Raw genomic sequence first — 23286 nt, 5'->3', positions numbered from 1 at the left:
GATTATGAAAAAATTAATCTATAATAAACTATATATAACTGAATGCTTTAACTGGAGGAGCCTGTCACTACGGGTAAATTATGTCTTTTTGTAATTTACTCGTAGTAACAGGCTCTTTTTGTGCAAATAATAGAAATGAAAGGTGGTTTTACCCCTATGCTTATCTTCAAATTAGCAATTATTTTACTAGCATCTAAAATTGCAGGTGACCTTAGTGTTAAGCTTGGTCAGCCGTCAGTTTTAGGGAAATTATTAATTGGAATTATTCTTGGCCCTGCTGTTCTAGGACTGATTACAAATACTGAAGTTTTAAACGAAATTAGTGAAATTGGTGTCATTTTATTAATGTTTCTTGCTGGACTTGAAACAGATGTTAAAGAATTCAAGCGAACTGGAAAAGCGTCTTCTTATGTAGGTGTGTTAGGTATTATTCTTCCAATGTTTTTAGGTTATTTAGCTGGAATTACAATGAGCTTATCTACATTCGAGTCAATCTTCTTAGGATTATTACTTTCCGCTACAAGTGTAAGTATTTCAGTTGCAGCACTGAAGGAGATGGGTCAATTAAAAACTAAGGAAGGTGCAACTATTCTTGGTGCAGCAGTGATAGATGATGTGTTAGTCATTATCGCACTTGCTTTTGTTATGAGCCTCTCTGGTGGAGATGTTAATTTAACAACAGTTATCTTAAAAAAATTCGCTTTCTTTGCGATTGCAATTGCTCTTGGATGGAAGGTTGTCCCTTGGGTTCTTAATCGATTTGTCAAACTTCAGGTTTCAGAAACCGTTATTTCAGCTGCATTAATCATTTGTTTTTTATTCGCTACTTTTGCTGACAAAGCAGGAATTGCACCAATTATCGGTGCTTATATTGCAGGGGTGTCCGTTTCCGTAACAAAATATCAGCAAGAAGTGACTGAAAAAGTAGAAACAATTGCCTATTCAATTTTTGTCCCTGTATTCTTTACACTTATTGGCGTTTCAGTTAATTTCACAGGAATAACTGATAAAATTTGGACGATCGTTATTCTAAGCATCATTGCGATTTTGTCAAAATTAGTAGGAGGCGCACTAGGAGCAAAATTAGCGGGTTTCAATACTAAGAGTTCTTTAGGAATTGGTTCTGCAATGGTATCACGTGGTGAGGTCGCATTAATTATTGCTTCATCAGGTATCCAAAATCATTTATTAAGTGAAGAGTTATTTACAGTCATGGTCATTGTCGTATTAATTACAACTATTGCAACTCCGCCTTTAATGAAAAAATTTTTTAGCCAGTCAAAAAATGAACTAGCGAGCTAGTTTACTAAAGAAATGGAGCTGTCCTAACCAAGACAGCTCCCTTCTTTTTATGCACGTTTTTTAATTTTAAAATAGATTCTAGCATTTCGATAAAAAAAGTATGATGTTAACCCACCGCATTTTACAATTTGATTTCTTATTTTCCTATCTTCTTTTGTACCCGACATTTTTTCATCTGCTAAATAAATTCCAAGTAATCCTCGAATAATTAAACGATGGAAACGATAGTCTTGCAGTATTTTTAAAGATTTGTCACTTTGCTCTGCAAAATACTTTACTCGTTCAATCATTAATTCCTTCGATTCGTAGTAACTACAAAAGTTTAAATCTCCACCTTCAATATCTTCATTTTGATCAATAACGTAATCAAGTAAAATATGTAGACCTTGAACATATGGAAAGTAGCTTTTATATATTTCGTGAAAAAATTCAGAACTTAACTCTTCATTAAAAGCATAAGAGACAAGGCAGAAGATCCCTAAAGTGGAACCAGCACATGCTGAAAATTCATACCATGTCAAATCAGAAAATTTATTTTTATATGGTTCAAACCAATCTATTAGTCTCTGTTCTCTTTCACTTTTTTGTACATGCTTATGTATTTGTAGCTTGCAATAATAATCTGCTAGTTCAAGTAAATATGGCCTGATGATTTCATAGTGAGGAGCTTGTTTCAAAACATCTTGACACGTTTTCACAAGTTTTTTTAAATACTCATTATCATCCTGTTCCTCACGAAAACGATAATAATTTTGAGTTGAATTTGTTAATCCAACTGCATCCATCATTGATTCATGTAACGCTTTAAAATCGGCTGGGTCAAGTGAAGTACTTCTGTCACATAGATTATCTAGATAGTCACTAATCGTTTGGTACGCAACAATGAACTGAATAATCAGATCCATTTTCTCTTCAGAGACGAGAGATAAGATGCTTCCTCCCTCACAGTGGAATGTTTTATGTTGAATGCTCATTAGTGCTTGTTTTTTTAATTCAGGATCTGGGATAGTATTTGCTTCGTTCTTCCAAAAATTAAGTTCTTTATGTACTGTAGGAAATACCTTCTTATATACTTTCGGCATTAGTTGTATTGAATTTGTAGGCAATGACATCTCAACTGACCACTCCCCTCTAGTTTTTGTAAATAAGAAACTTCTCTCATGTTATACTTTAATTAGGTAAAGAAATTTTTCATGGAGGTATAATATGATTTTACCATATAAAGGGGTACAACCAAAAATTTCCTCTAGTGCATTTATTGCTTCTAGCGCAACTGTTACTGGAGACGTTACAATTGGTGAACGTAGTAGTGTTTTTTTCGGTGCTGTCATTCGAGGGGATGTAAGTAATACAATTATCGGAAATGATGTAAACATTCAAGATTTAAGCGTTCTTCATCAAAGTCCTAACAATCCATTAATTATTGAAGATGGTGTAACAATCGGACATAGTGTTATTCTTCACAGTTCGATTATTCGAAAAAACGCTTTAGTGGGGATGGGAACGATCGTATTAGATCGTGCTGAAATTGGTGAAGGTGCAATGATTGGTGCTGGAAGTCTTATTCCTCAAGGAAAAGTAATTCCACCGAATACTTTAGCATTCGGAAGACCTGCAAAAGTAATTCGTGAATTAACGAAGGAAGATATTGAAGACATGAATCGTATTCGAAGAGAATATGTTGAAAAAGGACAATATTATAAAGAAGTTGAAATGGAATTACATAACAATAAATAGTTTTAAAGGCTACTGTTATTAAGTGTATATTACTTAATAATGGTAGCCTTTTCATTTAATTTAATAATCATTACACTTCTTTTACACTTTCTTCGTATTCTATCCACATTTCTTATTTATACTGAAAATTAAGAAATATTAATTTATTTATTTTTGATAAAGTGAAACAGGTTCCTTTGAATTATTCAAATAAATACTAATACCTTACATTATTATTCAAATGATAAAATTTTGCTGTTTTCGTATACATTGTTGCTATTTCAGTATGTGTAAGTTGATTTCCACTCCAGGGTGCTCGCTTTCCTTGGGGCGTGAGCTGAGCCTCCTCGTCGCATACGCTCCTGTGGGGTCTCAGCCTTCCCGCATCTCCCACAGAAGCCTGGGCACTCTTCCGTTCCAATCAACTTCTGCCTTTTAAATTACAAAACCTAAAAGCAACTATCTTTTTTGAAAAAAGCTAATTTAAAAACTCTACTCTTTTCAATTTTATTCTAATAGGGGTGAACTCATGAAGATTGTTATATTTACCGATACGTACTTACCTCAAATTAATGGTGTCTCAAAAACATTGAATCTCTTAACGAATTATTTAGAAAAGTCCGGAATAGACTATCTGATTGTGGTTCCGCATGATGATAAGCTTTCCATGAATTCACCAAATATATTTCCAATAAAAAGTATTCCATTTAAGTTATATCCTGACTGTAAAATCGCTTTACCGAATCTAAAGAGATTGAAAAAGAGATTAATTGAATTTAATCCCGATCTAGTTCATATTGCAACTCCGTTTTCGATTGGATTATGTGGACTTTCACTTTCAAAAAAGCTAGGAATTCCTATAGTAGGATCCTTTCACACAAACTTTCATTCTTATTTACAATATTACAAACTTGAATTTCTTAGAGATATCATATGGCGCTATTTGAAATGGTTTCACCAGTCCTTTCAAAAAACTTTTGTTCCATCAAAAGACACCTTAGAAGAATTAAAAGAAAAAAACTTTCGGCATCTATCAATATGGACGCACGGTGTAGATTGTGACCTTTTTCATCCTATTGAAGATGTTTCATCGATTCGTTCAAAATATAAGATTACCTCTAAATATATTCTTTCATTTGTTAGTAGAATGGCACCTGAAAAAGATTTAGAAACACTTGCTTTAATTATACAAAATACAAAACTACGTTATGGGGACGATGTAACTTGGATACTAGCAGGCGATGGCCCAAAGAAAAATGAATTGATGAAAAAAACAGGTGAATCAAATATTATTTATACTGGTTTTCTTGAGAAAGAAGCTTTAACGGAAATCTATAGTATTAGTAATTTAATGATTTTCCCCTCTTCTACAGAAACATTTGGAAATGTTGTCCTTGAATCAATGGCGTGTGGTACACCAGTTATTTGTGCAAATTCTGGTGGAGTTCGTACAATCGTTAGAGATTATTCAACTGGCATTCTGTGCGAACCAAAAAATGTTTCTTCATTTTGCCAGGCGATTGATGATTGCCTTACTAAACCAATATTTTTAGAAGCAATGTCAAAAAAAGCAAGGGCCTACGCAACTACTCAAAATTGGGATACAATTTTCCACCAGCTAATTTCGGAATACCTAGAAGTAGTTGATCAAAATATAGAAACTGTACATCTGACGCCTATTTCAAATTAATTTTAAATCGGGCATTTTTTCCTGATTTAAATAATTTAAATTAAAAACCTTACTTAATTATAATGATTCTTATATTATAATTAATATAAATAAGTTATTTAGGAGGAAATTAAAATGACAACAACTACTACAAAAAATATTCAAGATGTATTAAACAAACAAATTGCTGACTGGAATGTATTATACGTTAAATTACACAACTATCACTGGTTTGTAAAAGGACCTCACTTCTTTACCCTTCATGAAAAATTTGAAGAACTTTATAATGAGGCAAGTACCCATATTGATGAACTAGCTGAACTTGCCTTAATGCAAGGATTTCGTCCTTCTGCAACAATGAAAGAGTACTTAGAGATTTCTAGTATTACAGAAGCAACTGGAAATAGCACTGCTGAAGAAATGGTACAAGATATTATTAATGATTTCACAAGTATGAATATAGAACTTCAAAACGGTATGGAAATTGCAGAAGAAATAATTAGTGACAAACTTCTTGCGATTAGTAGCGAACTAACAAAACACATTTGGATGTTAAAAGCATTTTTAGGATAATCTTTAATTTTAAATCTCTGTTAAACAACATTGATGATATTCTCAAGAATCCGCTTCCTTTCCGCGGACGAACAGCAAAAAAAGGATCTTCCAAAAAAGATCCTTTTTTTATTGAACTTATGCATGCGTTAGTTGAACAAAAATTTTACCGCTTATTTTACTTTTTTGTAGATATGGAAGCTAGTGCAGATTCATCGAATCCTTTAATGATAAGCCATACTGCTAAAATCATTTCATTAGCTGCTACTGGTAAGGCTAAAATACCACCTATAACAGAAATTTGTTGAATTACACCGAACATTACTAACAAGGCACAAATAAAAACCATTGTTGCGCCTGTCATCCCCAAGATGGATATAAATCTAGGTATTAATTTGGATTTATAAAATATATAACTATACATCATCGTATTAATTCCTAGCATGAAAAGAGGACCAAGCATAAATGTCCAGTCATGTATTGCTTTTAATAAAATACCTGAAGCTTGAAAAGAGGAGATATCCTGAGCTCCTGTTTCTACAAATTCACGGCTTAATGTCAATAGCGACAGTACACTAATTACACCAACAGTAATGATAATGCCTTCAAGAAATCTAAAGCAAACATGCCAAAGTGCTATCGTTTCATTATACTTTCTTAAAAATGGAAACATTGTAGTTGCAGTACCAATCACCGATACCACAAGAATTAACTCCATAAGTGCTCCTAATATCACCTGATTGGCGTGTTCGGAACCTTGAATCAGATAGTCGGGATTTTTTAGGATAGGATTGTATAAATTAAGACCTATTATTGCCGTAACGGATGCAAGTATAAACAGTACTCCCACAATTTGTGCCGCTTTCTTGTTTGAAATCATTTTTTATCCCCTTTCTTAATCATAGTTCTTACTTCTTTATGCTGTTACCATAAAAGAAAACCTCTTCCAATGGTAAGTTAAAGGCGAGAGCAATACGAAAAGCCAGTTCTAAGGATGGAGAGTAGTTTCCCTTTTCGAGTGCCAATATTGTTTGTCTCGTTACGCCCACCTTGTCAGCCAATTGCTGCTGAGTCATTTCATCATGATTGAATCGTAATTTACGTATATGATTGCCGACAAGATTTTTGCCCATCGTACACCTTACACTCCTCTCCGATAGTGATACAGTTTTGTAATGGAGCCGGTCACATCTGAAATGAATCCAGAAGTGATTAGGATTATGAACATTACTTGTGACGGCTGATAGATGACCAGTGATCCCATTGCAAGAAGAAAGCCGACAATAAACACAAAGAAAGAATTTCGATTTGCTTTCAAGTCAATTAACTTATCCAGTTCATCAGCAAAAGTTGGTTCCTTTTCCCTGGTCGTAATTCTAAAGAAGATGTTAAAAATAATGCTGATAATGATATGTGCGACTATTGAAATCAAAGTCAAGATGAGAACGAAGGAACCCCAATATCGAAATGTTTCCGACTCCAGGCCCCCACCGGGAAACCTCGTGTACATGTACAAGGAATAAGATCCGAAAATAAGGATGGCGCCGATGCTCTTCTTTTCCTGATAAGTCATGTTTTACACCTCCTGTATGGTCACTTTTACATCCGGTAAAGTATTATATGCATGATGTCATAAAAAGTTTACATTATGTCATATACAGATTACATTTCCTTGGCTGGACAACACTAAATATGCCAGTGCCCCAACCATCTGGAGACCCTACTGGTTAGCAGGAAATGATGAAACGAACTTCCGCATGATCGATTTTCTGAACTGCAAAGTATAATCAAAAAGCAGACCAAGGCTGAAAGAATACAGTCTTGGTCTGCTGATTAAACGAAAGTATTGTTTTTAAATTGTCCAATTAATCAATAATCCAGCCTGAGCTAGCCCACCACCGAATCCATATAATAAAACTTTATCTCCTCTTTTGAGTTTCCCTTCACTAACCCCTTTATCTAATGATAATGGAATTGTTGCTGATGACGTATTTCCATAATCAACTAAGCTATAAAATGTTCGTTCGATTGGAAAGTCACTTTTTTCACAGATTGATTCAATCATTCTTAAATTTGCACTATGTGGAACAAACCAATCTACTTCATTAATTTGAGTGGATGCATTTTCAAGGACTTTATTCATTCCAATCGGAACAGTAGTAACTGCCCACTTGTATACCTCACGACCATTTTGAACAATTTTATTACTATCAATTAAATCCTCTTCAAACATACGATTTGATAAGTTTGTACAATATAAGTGTTTTCCTTTTTCTCCTTCTGAACCTATATACGAAGAAAGAAAACTTGGTTGTTCTTCATCAAATTCTACAAGAACCGCTCCTCCTCCATCTCCAAATAAAATGCAAGTCGTTCGATCTTCATAATCAGTAATTTTAGATAAGGTTTCTGCGCCCAAAACTAAAATTTTCTTGTGTAAACCAGAAGTTATCAAACCATTAGCCATATGCAAACCATAGGTAAATCCAGCACACGCAGCATTTAAATCAATTGCGCCAGTATTCTTTATACCAAGCTTTGCTTGAAGTAGAGAAGCTACACTTGGAGTTTTGAAATCAGGTGTTACTGTGCACACAATGATCATATCAACATCTTCAACCGTCTTATCATACCGCTCCATTAAATTTTGAACGGCTTTAAAACAGATATCACTTGTATACTCATCTTCATTCGCTATTCTTCGTTCTTTAATACCTGTACGTTTTACAATCCATTCATCATTTGTTTCAACTAATTTTTCTAAATCATAATTCGTTAACTTCTTTTCTGGAACATATGAACCAATCGCAGTAATACGAGCTTTTGATTTAAACATATAGTATCCACCTCTATTTTAAATTTTTGTTTCTTTAATTATTATATCACCTAATCTTAGGACCTAGTACTAATTTATAAACAAAAAAACAGGGTATTTTTTTAAAGATTGTTGTTTTTGGGTTTTGTAAATTAAAGGACAGAAGTTGATTGGAACGGAAGGGTGCCAAGGCTCCTGTGGGAGATGCGGGAAGGCTGAGACCCCACAGGAGCGTATGCGACGAGGAGGCTCAGCTCACGCCCCTAGGAAAGCGAGCATCCCTACGTTCCAATCAAATTACACATACTAAAATAGTAACAATGTATACGAAAGCAGCTAAAAAATAAATTAAAAGTGGTAATACATATTACAAATCCTTAAATACTTATACTAATTACATCTTTTCAAATGAGAAAAACTTATAAAATATAAAAATTAAATAAGTAGCCTATTAAAGAATACATTTAGATAATTACCAAATTTAGTAGATAATCCAACTTTCTTCCTTGTGTTTCCAGCATTCGCTCCTCAAATCTTTTTCTAATGAATTTTAATCTTATAAAATTCATTCTCATAAAACTTAACTAGTCATTTTTTTGTTAAGAAAAAGTTAAGAAACTTAGAACATAATCCTACCTGTAACACCATAAAGCATTTTAGGAGGAAGTCCAAATGAAAATCAGATCAAGTTTAATTGTGCCAGTTTTAGCAGCATCAATATTAGCTCCTGCAGCTGGGAGTGCAGTAATGGATCATTCAAATCAAAACAACACATCAGCTACTCATGAATACTCAAAGTATGAAAATCATCATAAGGGTAATCAAGAGAAGAAATTTATGAATATCATTAATAAATATGCTTCTTCTGATTTAAAAACTAAACTTACACAAGATTTAGCAACACATAAAAATTTAGAGAATAAACTGCATAATACAGCAGGCTTCAAAAAACAAGAGGGTCAAGAAAAATCTGAACGACAAGCTTTTTTCCAAGCTCATAAACAAGAAATTCAGTCGATTAAACAACAAGAAAAAGATGGAAAAATAACAAAACAAGAAGCACATAAGAAATTTGAAGCGATATTTGGAAACCACGAAGGTAAGAACCATGACAATGATAAAGATAAATTTAAAGGCAAAGAAAATGGTGAACGTGGTATTTTCAAAGAATTGAAATCTGCAGTTCAAAAGAAAGACCAAGCAGCTATTAACACTGCATTAGAAAAATTTGATCAAAAATTACAACAGTCTAATCAAGAATTACAGAAACAACTAAATAGTAATCAATAAGAAGCATTTAAGAAAGACAGCTGATCTAAGCTGTCTTTTCTTTTGCTTATACACAATAAATTGAAAGCGTCCTACAACTTTCACACTTTGACTTTTATAATTAGGATGGCATTTTTATCTAAACTTCACGTATAGTCTTACTGCTCATTAATACGATTTAACTGTACCTTAGCTTGAGAGGATCTATTAGTATAAACTTTCGTAACAATGAATCCAACAATTATAAATACTGTTGTCCATACACTAGCCTCAACACCAAACGATCCTCCAGTCCAGAAGTTGTCTTCTGACTTAATACGAAAGAATCCACTTCCAGTTGTCCCGCTAACATTATACCCGATAATATTTCCTTGAAAGAAATTCCATGTTAAATGATATCCCATAGACATCCATAATGATTTCGTTTGAATAAACATATAGGCAAATAAAAATCCAATTAACATGACATTAATAATGCCTAAAATATGAACATTCGGATTAGAAGTGTGCATTAAACCAAAAAATATACTTGATACAATATAAGCGATAGGAAATGAACGGGTTTGTAGTAATGTTGAGACAACATATCCTCGAAAGAATAATTCCTCATTAATTGCAACAAAAATAAATCCTAAAAGAAAAATTCCTGTATTTATCAGTAAATTAGAAGTTATTTTAACAGAAGTTAAAGTGATTTGATTTGTGACCACTAAAATCAATGTAATAAATAGAATGGAAATTGCACCTAAAAGAAGACCCATTAACAAATTTTTCCATTGAGATTTAATATGTGTAATCCCTACACTTTCCCATGATTTTTTTTCTAATTTCAAGCAAATTAAAACTGTTATAACAACGCTTAAGCATTGTACAAACATCCCATACAAATTATTAAGTGGATTGTTTAATAGTTCTTCCATAGGAGTATTTTTTAAAGCCATTTGAGCATATAAAGGAAACAAAAATACTCCTAACAGCATTGACATAAGTATAAAAGCCAATCCTATTTTCCAAAAACTTCGAACTTGTCCATCTTTATTTTTAAAAACAATTGTCATATGTAATCCCCTTCATGATCTTGAGTAATAGTATCATGTTCATTATAAGGATATTGGACGGTCCTTCCAGTGTACAAAAACTCATTTTTTACAAACATTGACCACTTCATTACTTTTTTCTATTTAGTCCCTCATTTATATACCATCTAAAATCAATATTTAAATAGAAGATTTCTCAACATAAGATTTTCTTGTTCAACACTCACTCATTGAACAAGAAAATCACCATTAGCCATTAATCTTATAAAGTGAAACTTCCATCAGTGGGGGCATTCATCCCCCACCTATCTTCTTCGTATCTCTCCCAATCTTGAGGTGGGGGTCTTACTGCCCGCGAATAGCGGGATAAATCTAAAATCAATTAGCTCAACTTCAAATACAATTTTTCTCTTTCTTTTTGTTTCTCTTCAATAATTTTGTGTAACTTTTGTAGCACATCAAGTTCACTTTCTGCCAAAAGCTGTTGCTCATATTGAAAAAGCTCTTTTTCTAGTTCCATAATCATTTCTTCAATTATTTCTTCTTCACTCTTTTGTTTTTTATCGTTCTTCACTTTTTTCTCTTTTTGTTCATCATCTTTTGTAGAAGTTTGATTTACCAAAAATAAATCTTCCATTTTCTCTCTAGCCCATTCATAATTTCCTTCAAAAAAATATAACTTCTCTTGCTCAATCCAATACGTTTTATCAAACAATTTATTTAAAAAGTATCGATCATGGGAGACTGCGAAAATTGTTCCATTAAACTGTTCAATGGCATCTTCAAGCACTTCTCTTGATTCAATATCTAAATGATTTGTAGGTTCATCTAAAATTAATAAGTTTATATCTTGATGAACAAGTTGAGCTAACCTTAGTCTCATTTTCTCGCCACCACTTAAATTTTTTACCTTTTTAAAAACAGATGGACCATAAAATAAAAATTTTGCAAGTATGTGCCTTGCATCACCCTCGGTTACATTTACTTCATCTCGAAATGTATCTAATAGCGTTTGATCTTGATTTGGAAATGAAAAGGTTTGGGACAAATAGCCAATTTTCACATTACTTCCTACATAAACTTCCCCTTCATCAGGATTCACTTGTTGAAGAGCTATTTTAATTAAGGTAGATTTTCCAGTTCCATTTTGACCAATTAGGCAAACGCGATTTAAATAATAGACGTTTAAATTTGCTTCAACAAATAAATTTCTGGAATCAAATCGTTTCGTTATTCCCTTTAACAGCAAAACATCTTTCCCACTTCGTTCATTTCCACTAAACTGTAACTCAACTTTTTTACGATCAATTTGTGGCCTTTTTAGTTTTTCCATCCGTTCTAATGCTCGCTCCATATTTCTAGCACGACGGTGTAACCCCTCATTCGGTGGAGTGCAGCTATTTGCCCATTCTTTTAACCTCTTTATTGCTTCCTTCATCTTCTTAATTTTCTTTTGCTGTTCTTGATAGCTATTAAATTCTAACAATAATCGTTCTTGTTTTTCTTTGACGAATCCACTGTAATTCATATGATAGATCGTTAATTCTCCATCCTCCATATCTAAAATTTTCGTAACAACTTGATCTAAAAAAGTCCGGTCATGCGAAATAACGATAACTGTACCACTGTATTCTTTTAAATATTTTTCTAGCCACTCTACTGCCATTAAATCTAAATGGTTAGTTGGTTCATCTAATAACAATAAATCAGGATTTTGTAATAAAATTAACCCTAGTCCCACTTTTGTTTTTTCACCACCACTAAGCACAACGTATTTTTTCTGTAGTAGTGGTGTAATATTTAGACCGTTTGCGACACTCATTATTTTGGACTCAACTTCATATCCTCCTAAATGAGTGAAAACGTCTTGAAGAGAACCATACTGATTCAATAACTTCTGCATGTCTCTCTCATTCATAGAGCTTTGCATAATGTTTTCAAGCTCTTTTAGCTGATCTTCAATACGTTTAACCTCACTAAAAGCACCTTCCAAAACTTGTAGTACAGTCTCATCATTATAATAGGATGGCACTTGTTCTAAATAACCAATATTCGTACCTCGTTTAATGCTTATTTCACCGTTATCTGGCTTTTCGAGTCCAGTTAACAATTTAAACAACGTTGTTTTACCACTTCCATTTCGTCCCACTAATCCAATTTTTTCATTCGCTTGAACTTCGCAATTCACATTTTCAAAGATGGACTGACCACCAATATTTTTACTCACTTTATTTAAACTGACGATTGTCATTTTATTTCATCCTTTCGTTAAAGAAAAATAAATAGAAAAAGCCCACGGATACAGTTCTTCTCCGTGGACTTTGAATAGTATAAAAAGGGACAAATTCCCTTATTTACAAACTATTTACTAGGTGTTTGAAGAGATTTTAAACTGTTTTGTAGTCATAGTTAAGTTGTTAAAAAAGGGCATACGTATCCCGTTAGCAACAAAACCAAACATCGTGACACGTACAAAAGATAGATATTCCACTACATTTTTACGAGCCGCTACAAAACCTTTCATCTCTTCAACACCTCCTTTAACGAACATTTTTTTACTATTATATAAAAATTAAAAAAATATTGCTACATTAAATACAAAAAAGTCTGAATAATAATTAATATTATACATAAAGCAATGCCGTAATAATACCTACAATTGCCCCCATGACAACCTCTAATGAAGTATGCCCAACTAATTCATTAAAAAATTTATAATCTTTTACCTTCCCATGGAAAAAGTCATTTAAAAATTTTGCATGTTTACTGACCGCTAATCTTACTCCTGAAGCATCATACATGATAATAATGGCAATGATTACTGCAACCGCAAAAATTGTACTATCCATTCCATCTTTCAATCCTACTGCCAAAGCCAACGCAGTAACCGTTGACGAGTGAGAACTTGGCATTCCCCCAGAAGAAAAAAATTTCATGAGATCAAGCTGCTTAGTTTTTATAAAATGAATGATGATTTTTGAAAACTGAGCGATAAACCACGCGATAAATGCTGCCATGAGTGGATCATTTTGAAAAATATCCAACGCCAATCCTCCTCTTGATTAGATACTAATTTCCTAATGTATTAAAGGAAAAGTAACTTAAGATAAATCAAGCTTCTATTTAGATCTTTCAATTACCTTTTGCTTTTAATTATTTTATATTATGCTTTAATTTTCAGCTTAATATTTACGTACTTTTCATAAAAATATAACTTAGCATTAAAACAACTATTGAGACAGCCGAAGAGATGGTCTGAAAAACTGATTAAAAAAGCCGTCTCGTATACTAGTACGAAACGACTCTTGATGATTACTTTTATAGACCTGCTTCTGCTTTAAGAGCTTCTGCTTTATCAGTGCGCTCCCAAGGAAGATCAACGTCTGTACGGCCAAAGTGACCATAAGCTGCAGTTTGTTTGTAAATTGGACGACGTAGGTCTAGCATTTTGATAATTCCTGCTGGGCGTAAGTCAAAGTTGTTGCGAATAATTTCTACTAATTTTTCTTCTGATACTTTTCCAGTACCAAAAGTATCAATAGCGATTGAAACTGGTTTAGCAACACCAATTGCATATGCTAATTGAACTTCTGCTTTATCAGCTAAGCCTGCAGCTACAACGTTTTTAGCAACGTAGCGAGCAGCGTATGCAGCTGAACGGTCAACTTTAGTTGCATCCTTACCAGAGAATGCACCGCCACCGTGGCGAGCATATCCACCGTAAGTATCAACGATGATTTTACGACCTGTTAAACCTGCATCCCCTTGAGGTCCACCGATTACGAAACGGCCTGTTGGGTTGATAAAGAATTTTGTATTTTCGTCAATTAACTCAGCTGGAACAACTGGTTTAATAACAAGTTCTTTAATATCATTTTCGATTTGAGCTTGAGTTGCTTCTGGACCATGTTGAGTAGAAACAACAATTGCATCAATACGAACTGGTTTATTATTTTCATCATACTCAACTGTTACTTGAGTTTTACCATCTGGACGTAAGTAAGAAACTGTTTCATTTTTTCTTACTTCAGTAAGACGGCGAGCGATTTTATGAGATAAAGAAATTGGAAGTGGCATTAATTCAGGTGTTTCATTTACAGCAAACCCAAACATTAAACCTTGGTCACCAGCACCAATTGCTTCGATTTCTTCTTCAGACATGCTTCCTTCACGAGCTTCTAATGCTTTATCAACACCCATTGCGATGTCAGCAGATTGCTCATCGATTGAAGTTAAAACTGCACATGTATCTGCATCAAATCCGTATTTAGCACGATCATAACCGATTTCACGGATTGTTTCGCGAACTACTTTTGGAATATCTACATAAGTAGAAGTTGTAATTTCACCAGCTACTAAAACAAGACCTGTTGTAACTGATGTTTCCGCTGCTACACGAGCATTAGGATCTTTTTCTAAAATTGCATCTAAAATTGAATCTGAAATTTGGTCACAGATTTTATCTGGATGTCCCTCTGTAACTGATTCTGAAGTAAATAAACGACGTTGTGACATTGAGTCCCCTCCTAAATTGAAATATGACGGATCTCTTTTTTCTCAACATATGCAAGGAAAAAATGAACCTTCCTATACATACGTTTCCCATTTAAGATAAAGAAAACTCAGATTGTATTACGAAAATACCATTGAAATTTAAGTTTTGGGCAAAAAAAAAGCCTTCCTCTTACACTAAATTGCGAGGAAAGGTTACGTTTGATTGCCTTTCACTCTTATCGTCCAAGGAAAAATTACCTTGCATCAGGTTCAGCACCTTTCACAAACTGTGAGGTTGCTGGGCTTCGTAGGGCCTGTATCCCTCCACCTACTCGGGATAAGAGAGTATCCGTATAAATGATATATTATTAAAATCTAAAATCAATGTCAACAAATTTCTACAAAAGGAAAATATTGTCCATTTTTCTTGAAAAATTCGAATTTTCTGCAATTAATATTTATCACAAAATAGACATGATTAGTATACACTATTAAAATAAATGTGTTATACTAATCGGTGTGATAACAAAGGATATAAAATATTATGGATTAAAGGATGGTATGATTGAATGAAGACAGTTGATGGACTTTTTGAATTAAACGAATTACTGAACACTGACAAAGTTTACACTCAATTAAGTGTACCTGAATTAGTTGAAAAGGTATTAAAACGTAATGAAGGAATACTAACATCAACTGGTGCAGTCAGTGTATCAACTGGAAAATATACTGGACGTTCACCTAAAGATAAATTTATTGTTGAAGAAGCTTCTGTAAAAGACTTAATTGATTGGGGTAATGTAAACATTCCAATTTCAGCAGAAGTTTTTGAAAAATTATATCAAAAAGTTATTAACTTTTTAAAAGAAAAAGAAGAACTTTTCGTATTTAAAGGTTTTGCTGGTGCGGATCAAGATTACCGTTTACCAATTCAAGTAATCAATGAATTCGCATGGCATAATTTATTTGCTCATCAGCTATTCATTCGCCCGACGGCTGAAGAGTTAAAAACACATAAAGAAGAATTTACAATTGTTTCTGCTCCATCATTTAAGGCAGATCCTTCAGTAGATGGTACTGCTTCTGAAGCTTTCATCATTGTCTCATTTGAAAAACGTATTATCTTAATCGGTGGAACAGAATATGCAGGGGAAATGAAGAAATCAATCTTCTCTATTATGAATTTCCTTTTACCTCAAAAAGATGTTATGCCTATGCACTGTTCAGCTAACGTAGGCTCTGAGGGCGATGTTGCATTATTCTTCGGTTTATCTGGAACTGGGAAAACAACATTATCTGCAGATCCTGAACGCAAATTAATTGGTGATGACGAGCACGGTTGGTCTGATTATGGTGTATTCAATATTGAAGGCGGTTGCTATGCGAAAACAGTTAACCTTTCAGCTGAAAAAGAACCTCAAATTTTTTCAGCAATTAAATTTGGAACTGTTCTAGAAAATGTTGTTGTTAATCCAGCAAATCGTACTCCGGATTATGATGATACTTCTTTAACAGAAAACACACGTGCAGCTTATCCAATTCAAGCAATTGAGAACATTGTGGAACCAAGTATCGCAGGACAACCACAAACAATTATTTTCTTAACAGCTGATGCTTTTGGGGTTTTACCTCCAATCAGTAAGTTAACGAAAGAACAAGCAATGTATCACTTCTTAAGCGGATTTACAAGTAAATTAGCAGGTACAGAGCGTGGAATTACATCACCACAAAGAACATTCTCAACATGTTTTGGATCACCATTCTTACCTTTACCAGCTGTTACTTACGCAAAAATGCTTGGTGAAAAGATTGAAAAGCATGGCGTAAATGTATTCTTAGTAAACACTGGATGGACTGGTGGAGAATACGGAGTTGGAAAACGTATGAAGCTTTCACACACTCGTGCAATGGTTCACGCTGCTTTAGAAGGAGAATTGAACAATGTTGAAACTGTGACTGATGAGTTCTTCGGTTTATCAATTCCACAACATGTTCCTGGAGTTCCTGATGAAGTTCTAATTCCATCAACAACTTGGGCAAGTAAAGAAGATTATGCTGCAAAAGCATCTGAATTAGTTGAGAGCTTCAAACAAAATTTCAAAAAATTTGAGGGATTTGATTCTACTTTAGCTAATTTAGGCGGTCCTTTAAAATAATTTAAAAATGCCATTATGGCTACTTATAAACAAAAAGACATTGAAATTCAATGTCTTTTTTGTTTATTTAATGGCTCTGTTAAAGTATATTGTTGATTTTCTTATTCAACTAAGGGCAGTCCGAAACTAAAAACACCTCTTTTATCGTATTTCATTAGGTAAAAAGCACCTCGAAATTTGTCCAAAATGAAGTGAAATTTATACACAACTATCCAGAATCGCTTCATTATTCCTGAAATTTATATCCCTCAAATACTTTTAAACCTTCCTCATTTAATATTTTTTCTACCACATTTGGTTTATGAGGACTTTTTTCAAATACTTCTCTGCATGCTATCATAATGTTACTACCGGCTATTTCTGCTAATTGATCGTGGGATACACTATATACCATTTTCCCTAGAGTTGACCAAACCATAGCTCCGGAGCACATTACACAAGGTTCACAACTTGTATATAAAGTATATTCACTCAAATCAAAAACATTATTTTCAGAACAGAATCTTCTTATAAGCCCTATTTCCGCATGATGTGTAGGATCACAGAAAGTATTTATTTTATTTTCACCAATCATTACAATTTCTTCATCTTTAACTAAAATAGCTCCAAATGGTTCATTACCTTCTTTTCTAGCTTGTAAAGCCATTTCAATTGCTTTTTTCATAAAATACTCATCATTTTTTAACATGTTTAAGACCTCCATCTAAAGAAGTTTTCTTTTATCTACTGATCAAACTACTTATATTAAATTGGCAGAAAACTTTTTTTAGAGAACAGGTATACTCACTTTTATTAGTTATTACTTTCTAAACTAGTTTCTTTAAATTTCCTTTTTAGCAATTTAGGAAGTGATATACCTAACAAGATTAGAATGATACCCAAATATTGAGAAGCACCTATATGTTCTTTTAATACAACCGCTGACATTAATACTGCTGTAGGAAGTTCCATTGCTCCCAAAATAGATGCTAAACCGGGTCCTACTAGTGGAACACCTTTTGAAAACAGTAAGGTTGAAAGAAATGGACCTAAAAAAGCTAATGGAATGCCATATTTCAGGGCTATTTCAATTAGTAGTTTTCCATCAGTAAAGAACGTAGGCGGTAAGATGAGTGCACAAATCGTAAACCCACCAGAAACCATAAGTGCTGTTTTGGTAACAGGATTTACTTGAACAGCAACCTTTCCACTAAGAAGAATAAAGATCGTATAAGACATAGCTGCTAATAATCCAAATAAAAATCCTAGCCAATGAACTTTGCTTAATCCAGTTGTAAATATATTTGTAGCAAAAAGCGTCCCTATAAATAAAGGAATTAACGAAAGTAATTTCCCTTTTTCTGGAAACTTTCGATTGATAATAGCTTCTATTAACACTCCCATCCATGTAAATTGAAACAGAAGTACAATTGCTAATGATGCAGAAATGTATTGAAGTGAAAGATAGTAGAACATTCCTGTTAACCCTGTTGTAGATCCAACAACAGTTAACAGCAACACTTCTTTTTTGTTCGGCTTTAGATAATTGTTTTTGTTTGTACGTTTTCTACTATTAAAAAGTACTGCTCCCCATAACAGTAGAGCCCCTAAGAACATTTGTATTCCAACAACATCATTAACAATAAATCCGTCTTTATAAGCTAACTTTACAAACGTAGACAATACTCCATAACTACAAGCTCCTAAAATGATGTATACGAATCCTTTCATTACCCCACCTTATTTAAAAAATTTTAGTTTAACCAAAACAAGAAAAAGCTCTTTACTGTGTGGTTAGTAAAGATTCATTTTTAATTTATCTATCAAATTCTTTTTGGACCAGAACCAACAATGAACTACGGTTACATACTCCATTACATTACGGTCATTTTAATAGTTACAGCTTATAGAAAAGACCATTAAATTAACCGTTTGTTCTAAAAACACGACTGACTTTTTATCATGATGATAAAAAGTCAGCGTAAAAATACCTTACATTCTTCCAATTGTTTCTTTTACTAATTTAATAAATTTCTCTTTTACTAAAGCTGCTACTTCAATTACTTCATCATGATTTAATGGTTGATCTAATATTCCACATGCCATATTTGTTAAGCAAGAAATACCAAGCACTTTCATATTTCCATGAACAGCCACAACTGCCTCTGGTACCGTTGACATACCTACAGAATCTGCTCCTAGTGTACGAATCATACGAATCTCAGCTGGAGTTTCGTAAGCCGGTCCGCTCCACCAAGCATATACTCCTTCTCGTAAAGTAATGTTTTCTTCTTTTGCTACATTAGAAGCAATATTGCGTAAATCAAGATTATATACTTGAGAAAGATCAGGGAAACGTGTTCCTAATTCTTCATTATTTGGTCCAATTAATGGATTTGTCCCTACTAAATTAATATGATCAGTAATTAACATTAAATCTCCAGGGCTGAAACTTGTATTAACAGCACCACAAGCATTTGTAATGATTAAATTCTCTACACCTAGTGCCTTCATTACACGTACTGGAAAAGTTACTTCATCTAATGTAAAACCTTCATAATAATGAAAACGGCCTTTCATAGCCACTACTGTTTTCCCCTTAAATTCTCCAATTACTAATTCATTTGCATGGCCAACTGCTTCAGATTTTGCAAAGTGAGGAATCTCACTATAAGGAATTTTGAAAGGGTTTTCAATTTCATCAGCAAGAGATCCTAAACCAGAACCTAAGATCATCCCAATTGTTGGGCGATAATCTGTTTTACTCATGATGAAATCTCTAACCTCTAAAATATCTTGTAATTTATGCATTTATATTTCCTCCTTAAATAAGCTACTAAATAAACTGTTCAATCAAAAATTTTGTTGATTTCTTCTATCAATCTTCCTAAACAGTTTAATAGATTATCTATCTATTGTAAATAGACTAAATTTCATTTTGAGAAAAAGTTATAAAAAACAAAGTTTAAAATCGCTAAAAACATTTATAAATCAACTTCTTTTTATAAAAAACAAAAAAAGTTTACCATATAGCTTCTTCTTTTGTTATAAATCAGATAAAATATAAAAAAATCCATAAAGTGAAACTTCCATCAGTGGGAGTTTTCTTCATCCCCCACTGATGGTTAGCCCGACCAATCGGGCTTTTACGGGCAGTTATCCCCCACTTATCTTCATTTTCTCTTCCTCAATCTTGAGGTGGGGGCCTTACTGCCCGTTAATGTGGGATAAAATTTATATTTTGGAGGAATATATGCTAAAGCAATTTGTGGGCTTAACATCGCCGAAAACAAAAAGCCTGAAACTTTTATATAGCTTGGTTCGTAAATTGGGACCTGTTAGAGTTAATACACTTACTGAACTAACTGGATACAAACATGTAACCTGTGCACGTTTACTAGACGAGCTTGTACAGGAAGGACTTATATACGACAGTGGAATCGGGGAATCAAGTGGCGGACGAAAACCATTGATGTATGTTATCAAGCCTGACACTTATTATTTAATCGGAGTAGAAATCACCAGTTTATACACCACGGTATTACTCCTTGATCTTAAATTAGATATCATAGGCGTAGAAAAATTAAAGATGGATTTATATTGTACTGGAGAATACACTTTAAATTTTATTTCTCAATGCGTTGATGAGTTAATGCTCAAACACAACATTCAAAGTGATAAATTGCTAGGAATTGGAATTGGCGTTCTTGATCCAATTGATCAAGAACGTGGAGTTATTATAAATCCTCGTTTGTTCCCTGCAGTGGGATGGGAAGACCTAAATATCGTCGACTATTTAAAACAAAAAAATAATACCCACGTATTCCTAGATAATGGAACAAATTTGGCAGCATTAGCGGAATACCGAAATAACTATTGGAAAGAAACAGATAATTTAGTTTTTGTTTCTAGTGATATGGGAATTCGTTGCGGTACAATCTTTCAAGGTAGATTGATTAGTAACAAAAAAGAAATAGATGATGCTTTTGGACACACTATAGTGGATATACACGGCCGACGCTGCTCATGCGGATCATATGGTTGTCTACAAGCATATAGTAGTTTGCCAGCCATACGTGACGAAGTAGTCCGTCAGATGAAGCGTGGTAATGTTTCTTTACTTCAAGAGAGGGTTAATGATGTAGAAGATATAGATTTTCACCATATTTTAAATGCCCTAGAGGAAGAAGACCCTCTTTGTCTAGAGGTAGTAAAGGAGGCCGCTTATTATTTTGGCATCGGCCTTAGTAATCTAATTTTCCTTTTGCGCCCGAATATAGTGATCTTTGGAGGAACTTTAGTACCAAAACCGCTTTTTTACGAAGTAGCCTCTGAAACTGCACAGAATCGAATGATGCATTATCCTACTAATCGTGTCCAGATTAGTAAATCGGCTGCAGCATACAATGTCGTAGCTCAGGGAGCTGGATGTATGGTACTAGATTATTTTACTGAAGAGTTATTGCCATTATAAGTGGGAAGTATGATATAAATCCGTAAGAGAATCGTTCCTTTATTTTTTTGTGCAAAAAGGGTGCTCAAAGTTATAATTTGAGACACCCTCTTTTTTTTAGTTCAAAAATCAACATTTTAATATAAAATTATCTTCACGTACATACCGTTCTCTAATTCCACCTTAGTTTTTTCACTCATTCTTTTAATATCCTTTGATAAATTCAACACAACTTTTTTTGTCCACTAATATAATGTATATATAGCAAATAAAAGGAGGAAATTCATGTATACTAATTCGCAAATGCCGAATGATCCTCGTTATAATCAGCAATACCCACAATATCCGAATTATACACAACACACTCAACAAGCTCAGCATCCTAATTTACGCCAGCAGCAATATATCCCTCAAGAACCCACCCCACAGCAAATTCAACAGGCTGTGGGTACTCACTATCTTTATTTAAAAGATCCAGTTCTACAAATTGTTAGACCTTGGGTACAGTATGGAATTCAAGAAACTCAACACAATCCCATTCCCCACGCTATGACTGAATTAGCTGCAATCATGTACTTAATTGGAAAAGGCTACGACCAACAACTGGCACATTACATCGTCGAATCTTGGGAAAAGAATGGGCAGTTTTAAAGGCCCATTTCTATCAGATTGTTGTTAAAAAAATGATTTCCCCAGCGGAAAGGGAGCATCCTGGAGGGGAAATCATCTTCTGTCATAAATTTACAAAAACTAATGCAACAATCTTAAAAAATGGCCTATAAAAACAGTTAAATAAAGAGTGTTAATTTGAAATTATTTTTACATACATTCCGTACTCGGATTTCTCCTTTGCTTCATCGTTCATCCTTTTCACATTATCTGACAATTTAGAAACTCTTATTAGTTTGTTTTCATTTAGTACAGATGGATCAATAAGCCTTACTTTGTTCTTGCGATGTAAATCATATTCGGTTTTATCTTCCTTTACATTTACATTGGGATGTAATTGATTCAAAAGGTCTCTTACATCTTTATCATCAGATAAACGTAACAAGTTCATTACTTCTTCATCTGTTTTGAGTAAAGTATCTAAGTTAATTACATTTTTATCTATTGCTAATTTTATCGTGTTTGCTAAACGATCATTACCGTAAATATTCAGAGGATTCATAAAGAAATCAATAACCTCTTTATAATAAGTTTTTACAAACCATTCGGCCGTTGCTATATTTTTAGGATACATTTTTTCATCTATTATGATTAAATTTGCGAGAAAATTATTAATTTCTTCTAAAGTGATACTTCCATATTGGTACATGTCTCTTAAAGTATAATCTACTCGATCAGCACATAACTCAGGAGCTGGTTGTTCAAGTATATGCCATTTAGAGTCATCTAATAGGATGTTTTTATAATCATATCCATATTTTTTAAGGATAAAAGGAATGTCAGACTCAGTAATAATAGAATGATAAATTTTTTCATGGTAATCTTCTTTATTATTTTCAAGCACAAAATCAATAACGTGCGAGAATGCTGTATGTGAGATGTCATGAAGCAATCCTGCGATTTGTTCTTCTAAAGAGCCACCAAGTTTTTGGATTAGAAGCATTACACCTACTGAATGTTCATATCTTGTTACATTCCATTTTTTATTAACTAAATAATTTGCTCCACCTTGATGAACACCTTTTAATCTTTGTACTGGGCCACTGGAAATTAATTCTTCAAGAACGCCGTCTACCATAAATTCTCCATAAATTTTATCTATTATCTTCACAATTAATCTACCCCCTTGAAATACTAACCTCTAATTTCTAACAAATAATCATGGCATTGGTTGA

At 33.5% G+C, this 23286-nt stretch carries 22 protein-coding genes and 1 riboswitch; of the genes, 8 read left to right on the top strand and 14 right to left on the bottom strand.

Features of this window, described 5'->3' with window-relative positions; translation table 11 throughout:
* Nucleotides 1-156 precede the first annotated feature (156 nt).
* A complete protein-coding gene (locus tag J5Y03_RS14320) occupies nucleotides 157-1302 on the top strand; it encodes a cation:proton antiporter (protein ID WP_209406673.1) in 1146 nt (381 codons plus the stop codon).
* 47 nt (nucleotides 1303-1349) lie between these two features.
* On the opposite strand, the gene J5Y03_RS14315 is transcribed toward J5Y03_RS14320, so the two are convergent.
* Nucleotides 1350-2414, bottom strand: a complete 1065-nt coding sequence (locus J5Y03_RS14315; protein WP_209406672.1) for a tetraprenyl-beta-curcumene synthase family protein — start codon at nucleotides 2412-2414, stop codon at nucleotides 1350-1352.
* 94 nt (nucleotides 2415-2508) lie between these two features.
* Here J5Y03_RS14315 and J5Y03_RS14310 point away from each other — a divergent pair, with 94 nt between their 5' ends.
* The 3 genes from J5Y03_RS14310 to J5Y03_RS14300 all read left to right on the top strand — a co-directional run bounded on the left by J5Y03_RS14310 (nucleotide 2509) and on the right by J5Y03_RS14300 (nucleotide 5260).
* Nucleotides 2509-3039: a gamma carbonic anhydrase gene (locus J5Y03_RS14310; protein ID WP_209406671.1), complete on the top strand. Its 531-nt coding sequence runs from the start codon at nucleotides 2509-2511 to the stop codon at nucleotides 3037-3039.
* 508 nt (nucleotides 3040-3547) lie between these two features.
* Nucleotides 3548-4708 (top strand): glycosyltransferase family 4 protein, encoded by a 1161-nt coding sequence (locus J5Y03_RS14305; RefSeq protein ID WP_209406670.1) that lies wholly within the window; start codon nucleotides 3548-3550, stop codon nucleotides 4706-4708.
* Nucleotides 4709-4822: 114 nt separating this feature from the next.
* Nucleotides 4823-5260: a Dps family protein gene (locus J5Y03_RS14300; protein ID WP_209406669.1), complete on the top strand. Its 438-nt coding sequence runs from the start codon at nucleotides 4823-4825 to the stop codon at nucleotides 5258-5260.
* A 157-nt stretch (nucleotides 5261-5417) separates the two neighbouring features.
* Here J5Y03_RS14300 and J5Y03_RS14295 read toward each other — a convergent pair whose 3' ends face one another.
* The 4 genes from J5Y03_RS14295 to J5Y03_RS14280 all read right to left on the bottom strand — a co-directional run bounded on the left by J5Y03_RS14295 (nucleotide 5418) and on the right by J5Y03_RS14280 (nucleotide 8075).
* On the bottom strand, nucleotides 5418-6119 hold the full coding sequence (locus J5Y03_RS14295; protein ID WP_209406668.1) for a DUF4386 domain-containing protein: 702 nt from the start codon (nucleotides 6117-6119) through the stop codon (nucleotides 5418-5420).
* A 28-nt stretch (nucleotides 6120-6147) separates the two neighbouring features.
* Entirely contained in the window at nucleotides 6148-6372 is a 225-nt protein-coding gene (locus J5Y03_RS14290; protein WP_209406667.1) for a helix-turn-helix transcriptional regulator, read from the bottom strand.
* Between the two features lie 8 nt (nucleotides 6373-6380).
* Complete coding sequence (locus J5Y03_RS14285) at nucleotides 6381-6812, bottom strand: hypothetical protein (RefSeq protein WP_209406666.1); 432 nt, start codon at nucleotides 6810-6812, stop codon at nucleotides 6381-6383.
* Nucleotides 6813-7091: 279 nt separating this feature from the next.
* A complete protein-coding gene (locus J5Y03_RS14280) occupies nucleotides 7092-8075 on the bottom strand; it encodes a ketoacyl-ACP synthase III (RefSeq protein ID WP_209406665.1) in 984 nt (327 codons plus the stop codon).
* Between the two features lie 651 nt (nucleotides 8076-8726).
* On the opposite strand from J5Y03_RS14280, the gene J5Y03_RS14275 reads away from it, so the two are divergent.
* On the top strand, nucleotides 8727-9344 hold the full coding sequence (locus tag J5Y03_RS14275) for a hypothetical protein (RefSeq protein ID WP_209406664.1): 618 nt from the start codon (nucleotides 8727-8729) through the stop codon (nucleotides 9342-9344).
* 137 nt (nucleotides 9345-9481) lie between these two features.
* Here the strand turns inward: J5Y03_RS14275 and J5Y03_RS14270 are convergent, their stop codons facing one another.
* The 5 genes from J5Y03_RS14270 to metK form a co-directional block, all read right to left on the bottom strand.
* Nucleotides 9482-10381 carry a CPBP family intramembrane glutamic endopeptidase gene (locus J5Y03_RS14270; protein WP_209406663.1) on the bottom strand — a complete coding sequence of 300 codons (900 nt, stop codon included), beginning with the start codon at nucleotides 10379-10381 and terminating at the stop codon, nucleotides 9482-9484.
* Nucleotides 10382-10742: 361 nt separating this feature from the next.
* Complete coding sequence (abc-f, locus tag J5Y03_RS14265) at nucleotides 10743-12611, bottom strand: ribosomal protection-like ABC-F family protein (RefSeq protein ID WP_209406662.1); 1869 nt, start codon at nucleotides 12609-12611, stop codon at nucleotides 10743-10745.
* Between the two features lie 117 nt (nucleotides 12612-12728).
* Nucleotides 12729-12884, bottom strand: a complete 156-nt coding sequence (locus J5Y03_RS14260) for an RAxF-45 family protein (protein WP_209406661.1) — start codon at nucleotides 12882-12884, stop codon at nucleotides 12729-12731.
* Between the two features lie 100 nt (nucleotides 12885-12984).
* Nucleotides 12985-13404, bottom strand: a complete 420-nt coding sequence (locus tag J5Y03_RS14255; protein ID WP_280850287.1) for a divergent PAP2 family protein — start codon at nucleotides 13402-13404, stop codon at nucleotides 12985-12987.
* 274 nt (nucleotides 13405-13678) lie between these two features.
* Nucleotides 13679-14875, bottom strand: a complete 1197-nt coding sequence (gene metK, locus J5Y03_RS14250) for a methionine adenosyltransferase (RefSeq protein WP_209406660.1) — start codon at nucleotides 14873-14875, stop codon at nucleotides 13679-13681.
* Between the two features lie 212 nt (nucleotides 14876-15087).
* Nucleotides 15088-15198: riboswitch (SAM riboswitch) on the bottom strand.
* A 225-nt stretch (nucleotides 15199-15423) separates the two neighbouring features.
* Here metK and pckA point away from each other — a divergent pair.
* Complete coding sequence (gene pckA, locus J5Y03_RS14245) at nucleotides 15424-17010, top strand: phosphoenolpyruvate carboxykinase (ATP) (protein WP_209406659.1); 1587 nt, start codon at nucleotides 15424-15426, stop codon at nucleotides 17008-17010.
* A 226-nt stretch (nucleotides 17011-17236) separates the two neighbouring features.
* On the opposite strand, the gene J5Y03_RS14240 is transcribed toward pckA, so the two are convergent.
* The 3 genes from J5Y03_RS14240 to J5Y03_RS14230 form a co-directional block, all read right to left on the bottom strand.
* Nucleotides 17237-17698 carry a nucleoside deaminase gene (locus tag J5Y03_RS14240; RefSeq protein WP_209406658.1) on the bottom strand — a complete coding sequence of 154 codons (462 nt, stop codon included), beginning with the start codon at nucleotides 17696-17698 and terminating at the stop codon, nucleotides 17237-17239.
* 104 nt (nucleotides 17699-17802) lie between these two features.
* Nucleotides 17803-18720 carry an EamA family transporter gene (locus J5Y03_RS14235; protein WP_209406657.1) on the bottom strand — a complete coding sequence of 306 codons (918 nt, stop codon included), beginning with the start codon at nucleotides 18718-18720 and terminating at the stop codon, nucleotides 17803-17805.
* Nucleotides 18721-18981: 261 nt separating this feature from the next.
* Entirely contained in the window at nucleotides 18982-19800 is an 819-nt protein-coding gene (locus J5Y03_RS14230) for a purine-nucleoside phosphorylase (RefSeq protein WP_209406656.1), read from the bottom strand.
* A gap of 517 nt (nucleotides 19801-20317) precedes the next feature.
* Here J5Y03_RS14230 and J5Y03_RS14225 point away from each other — a divergent pair.
* Both J5Y03_RS14225 and J5Y03_RS20110 read left to right on the top strand, forming a co-directional pair.
* A complete protein-coding gene (locus J5Y03_RS14225) occupies nucleotides 20318-21463 on the top strand; it encodes an ROK family protein (RefSeq protein ID WP_245208903.1) in 1146 nt (381 codons plus the stop codon).
* Nucleotides 21464-21727: 264 nt separating this feature from the next.
* Nucleotides 21728-22093: a hypothetical protein gene (locus J5Y03_RS20110; protein WP_322099587.1), complete on the top strand. Its 366-nt coding sequence runs from the start codon at nucleotides 21728-21730 to the stop codon at nucleotides 22091-22093.
* Between the two features lie 151 nt (nucleotides 22094-22244).
* Here the strand turns inward: J5Y03_RS20110 and J5Y03_RS14215 are convergent, their stop codons facing one another.
* Nucleotides 22245-23222, bottom strand: coding sequence for an HD domain-containing protein (locus J5Y03_RS14215; protein ID WP_209406654.1), 978 nt, complete (start codon nucleotides 23220-23222; stop codon nucleotides 22245-22247).
* Nucleotides 23223-23286 lie beyond the last annotated feature (64 nt).

It is taken from the genome of Gottfriedia endophytica, assembly GCF_017814275.1.
GTDB classification, from domain to species: domain Bacteria; phylum Bacillota; class Bacilli; order Bacillales; family Bacillaceae_G; genus Gottfriedia; species Gottfriedia endophytica.
Note: the sequence above shows the minus strand (reverse complement) of the source record. Positions and strands in the feature narration are given on the sequence as shown.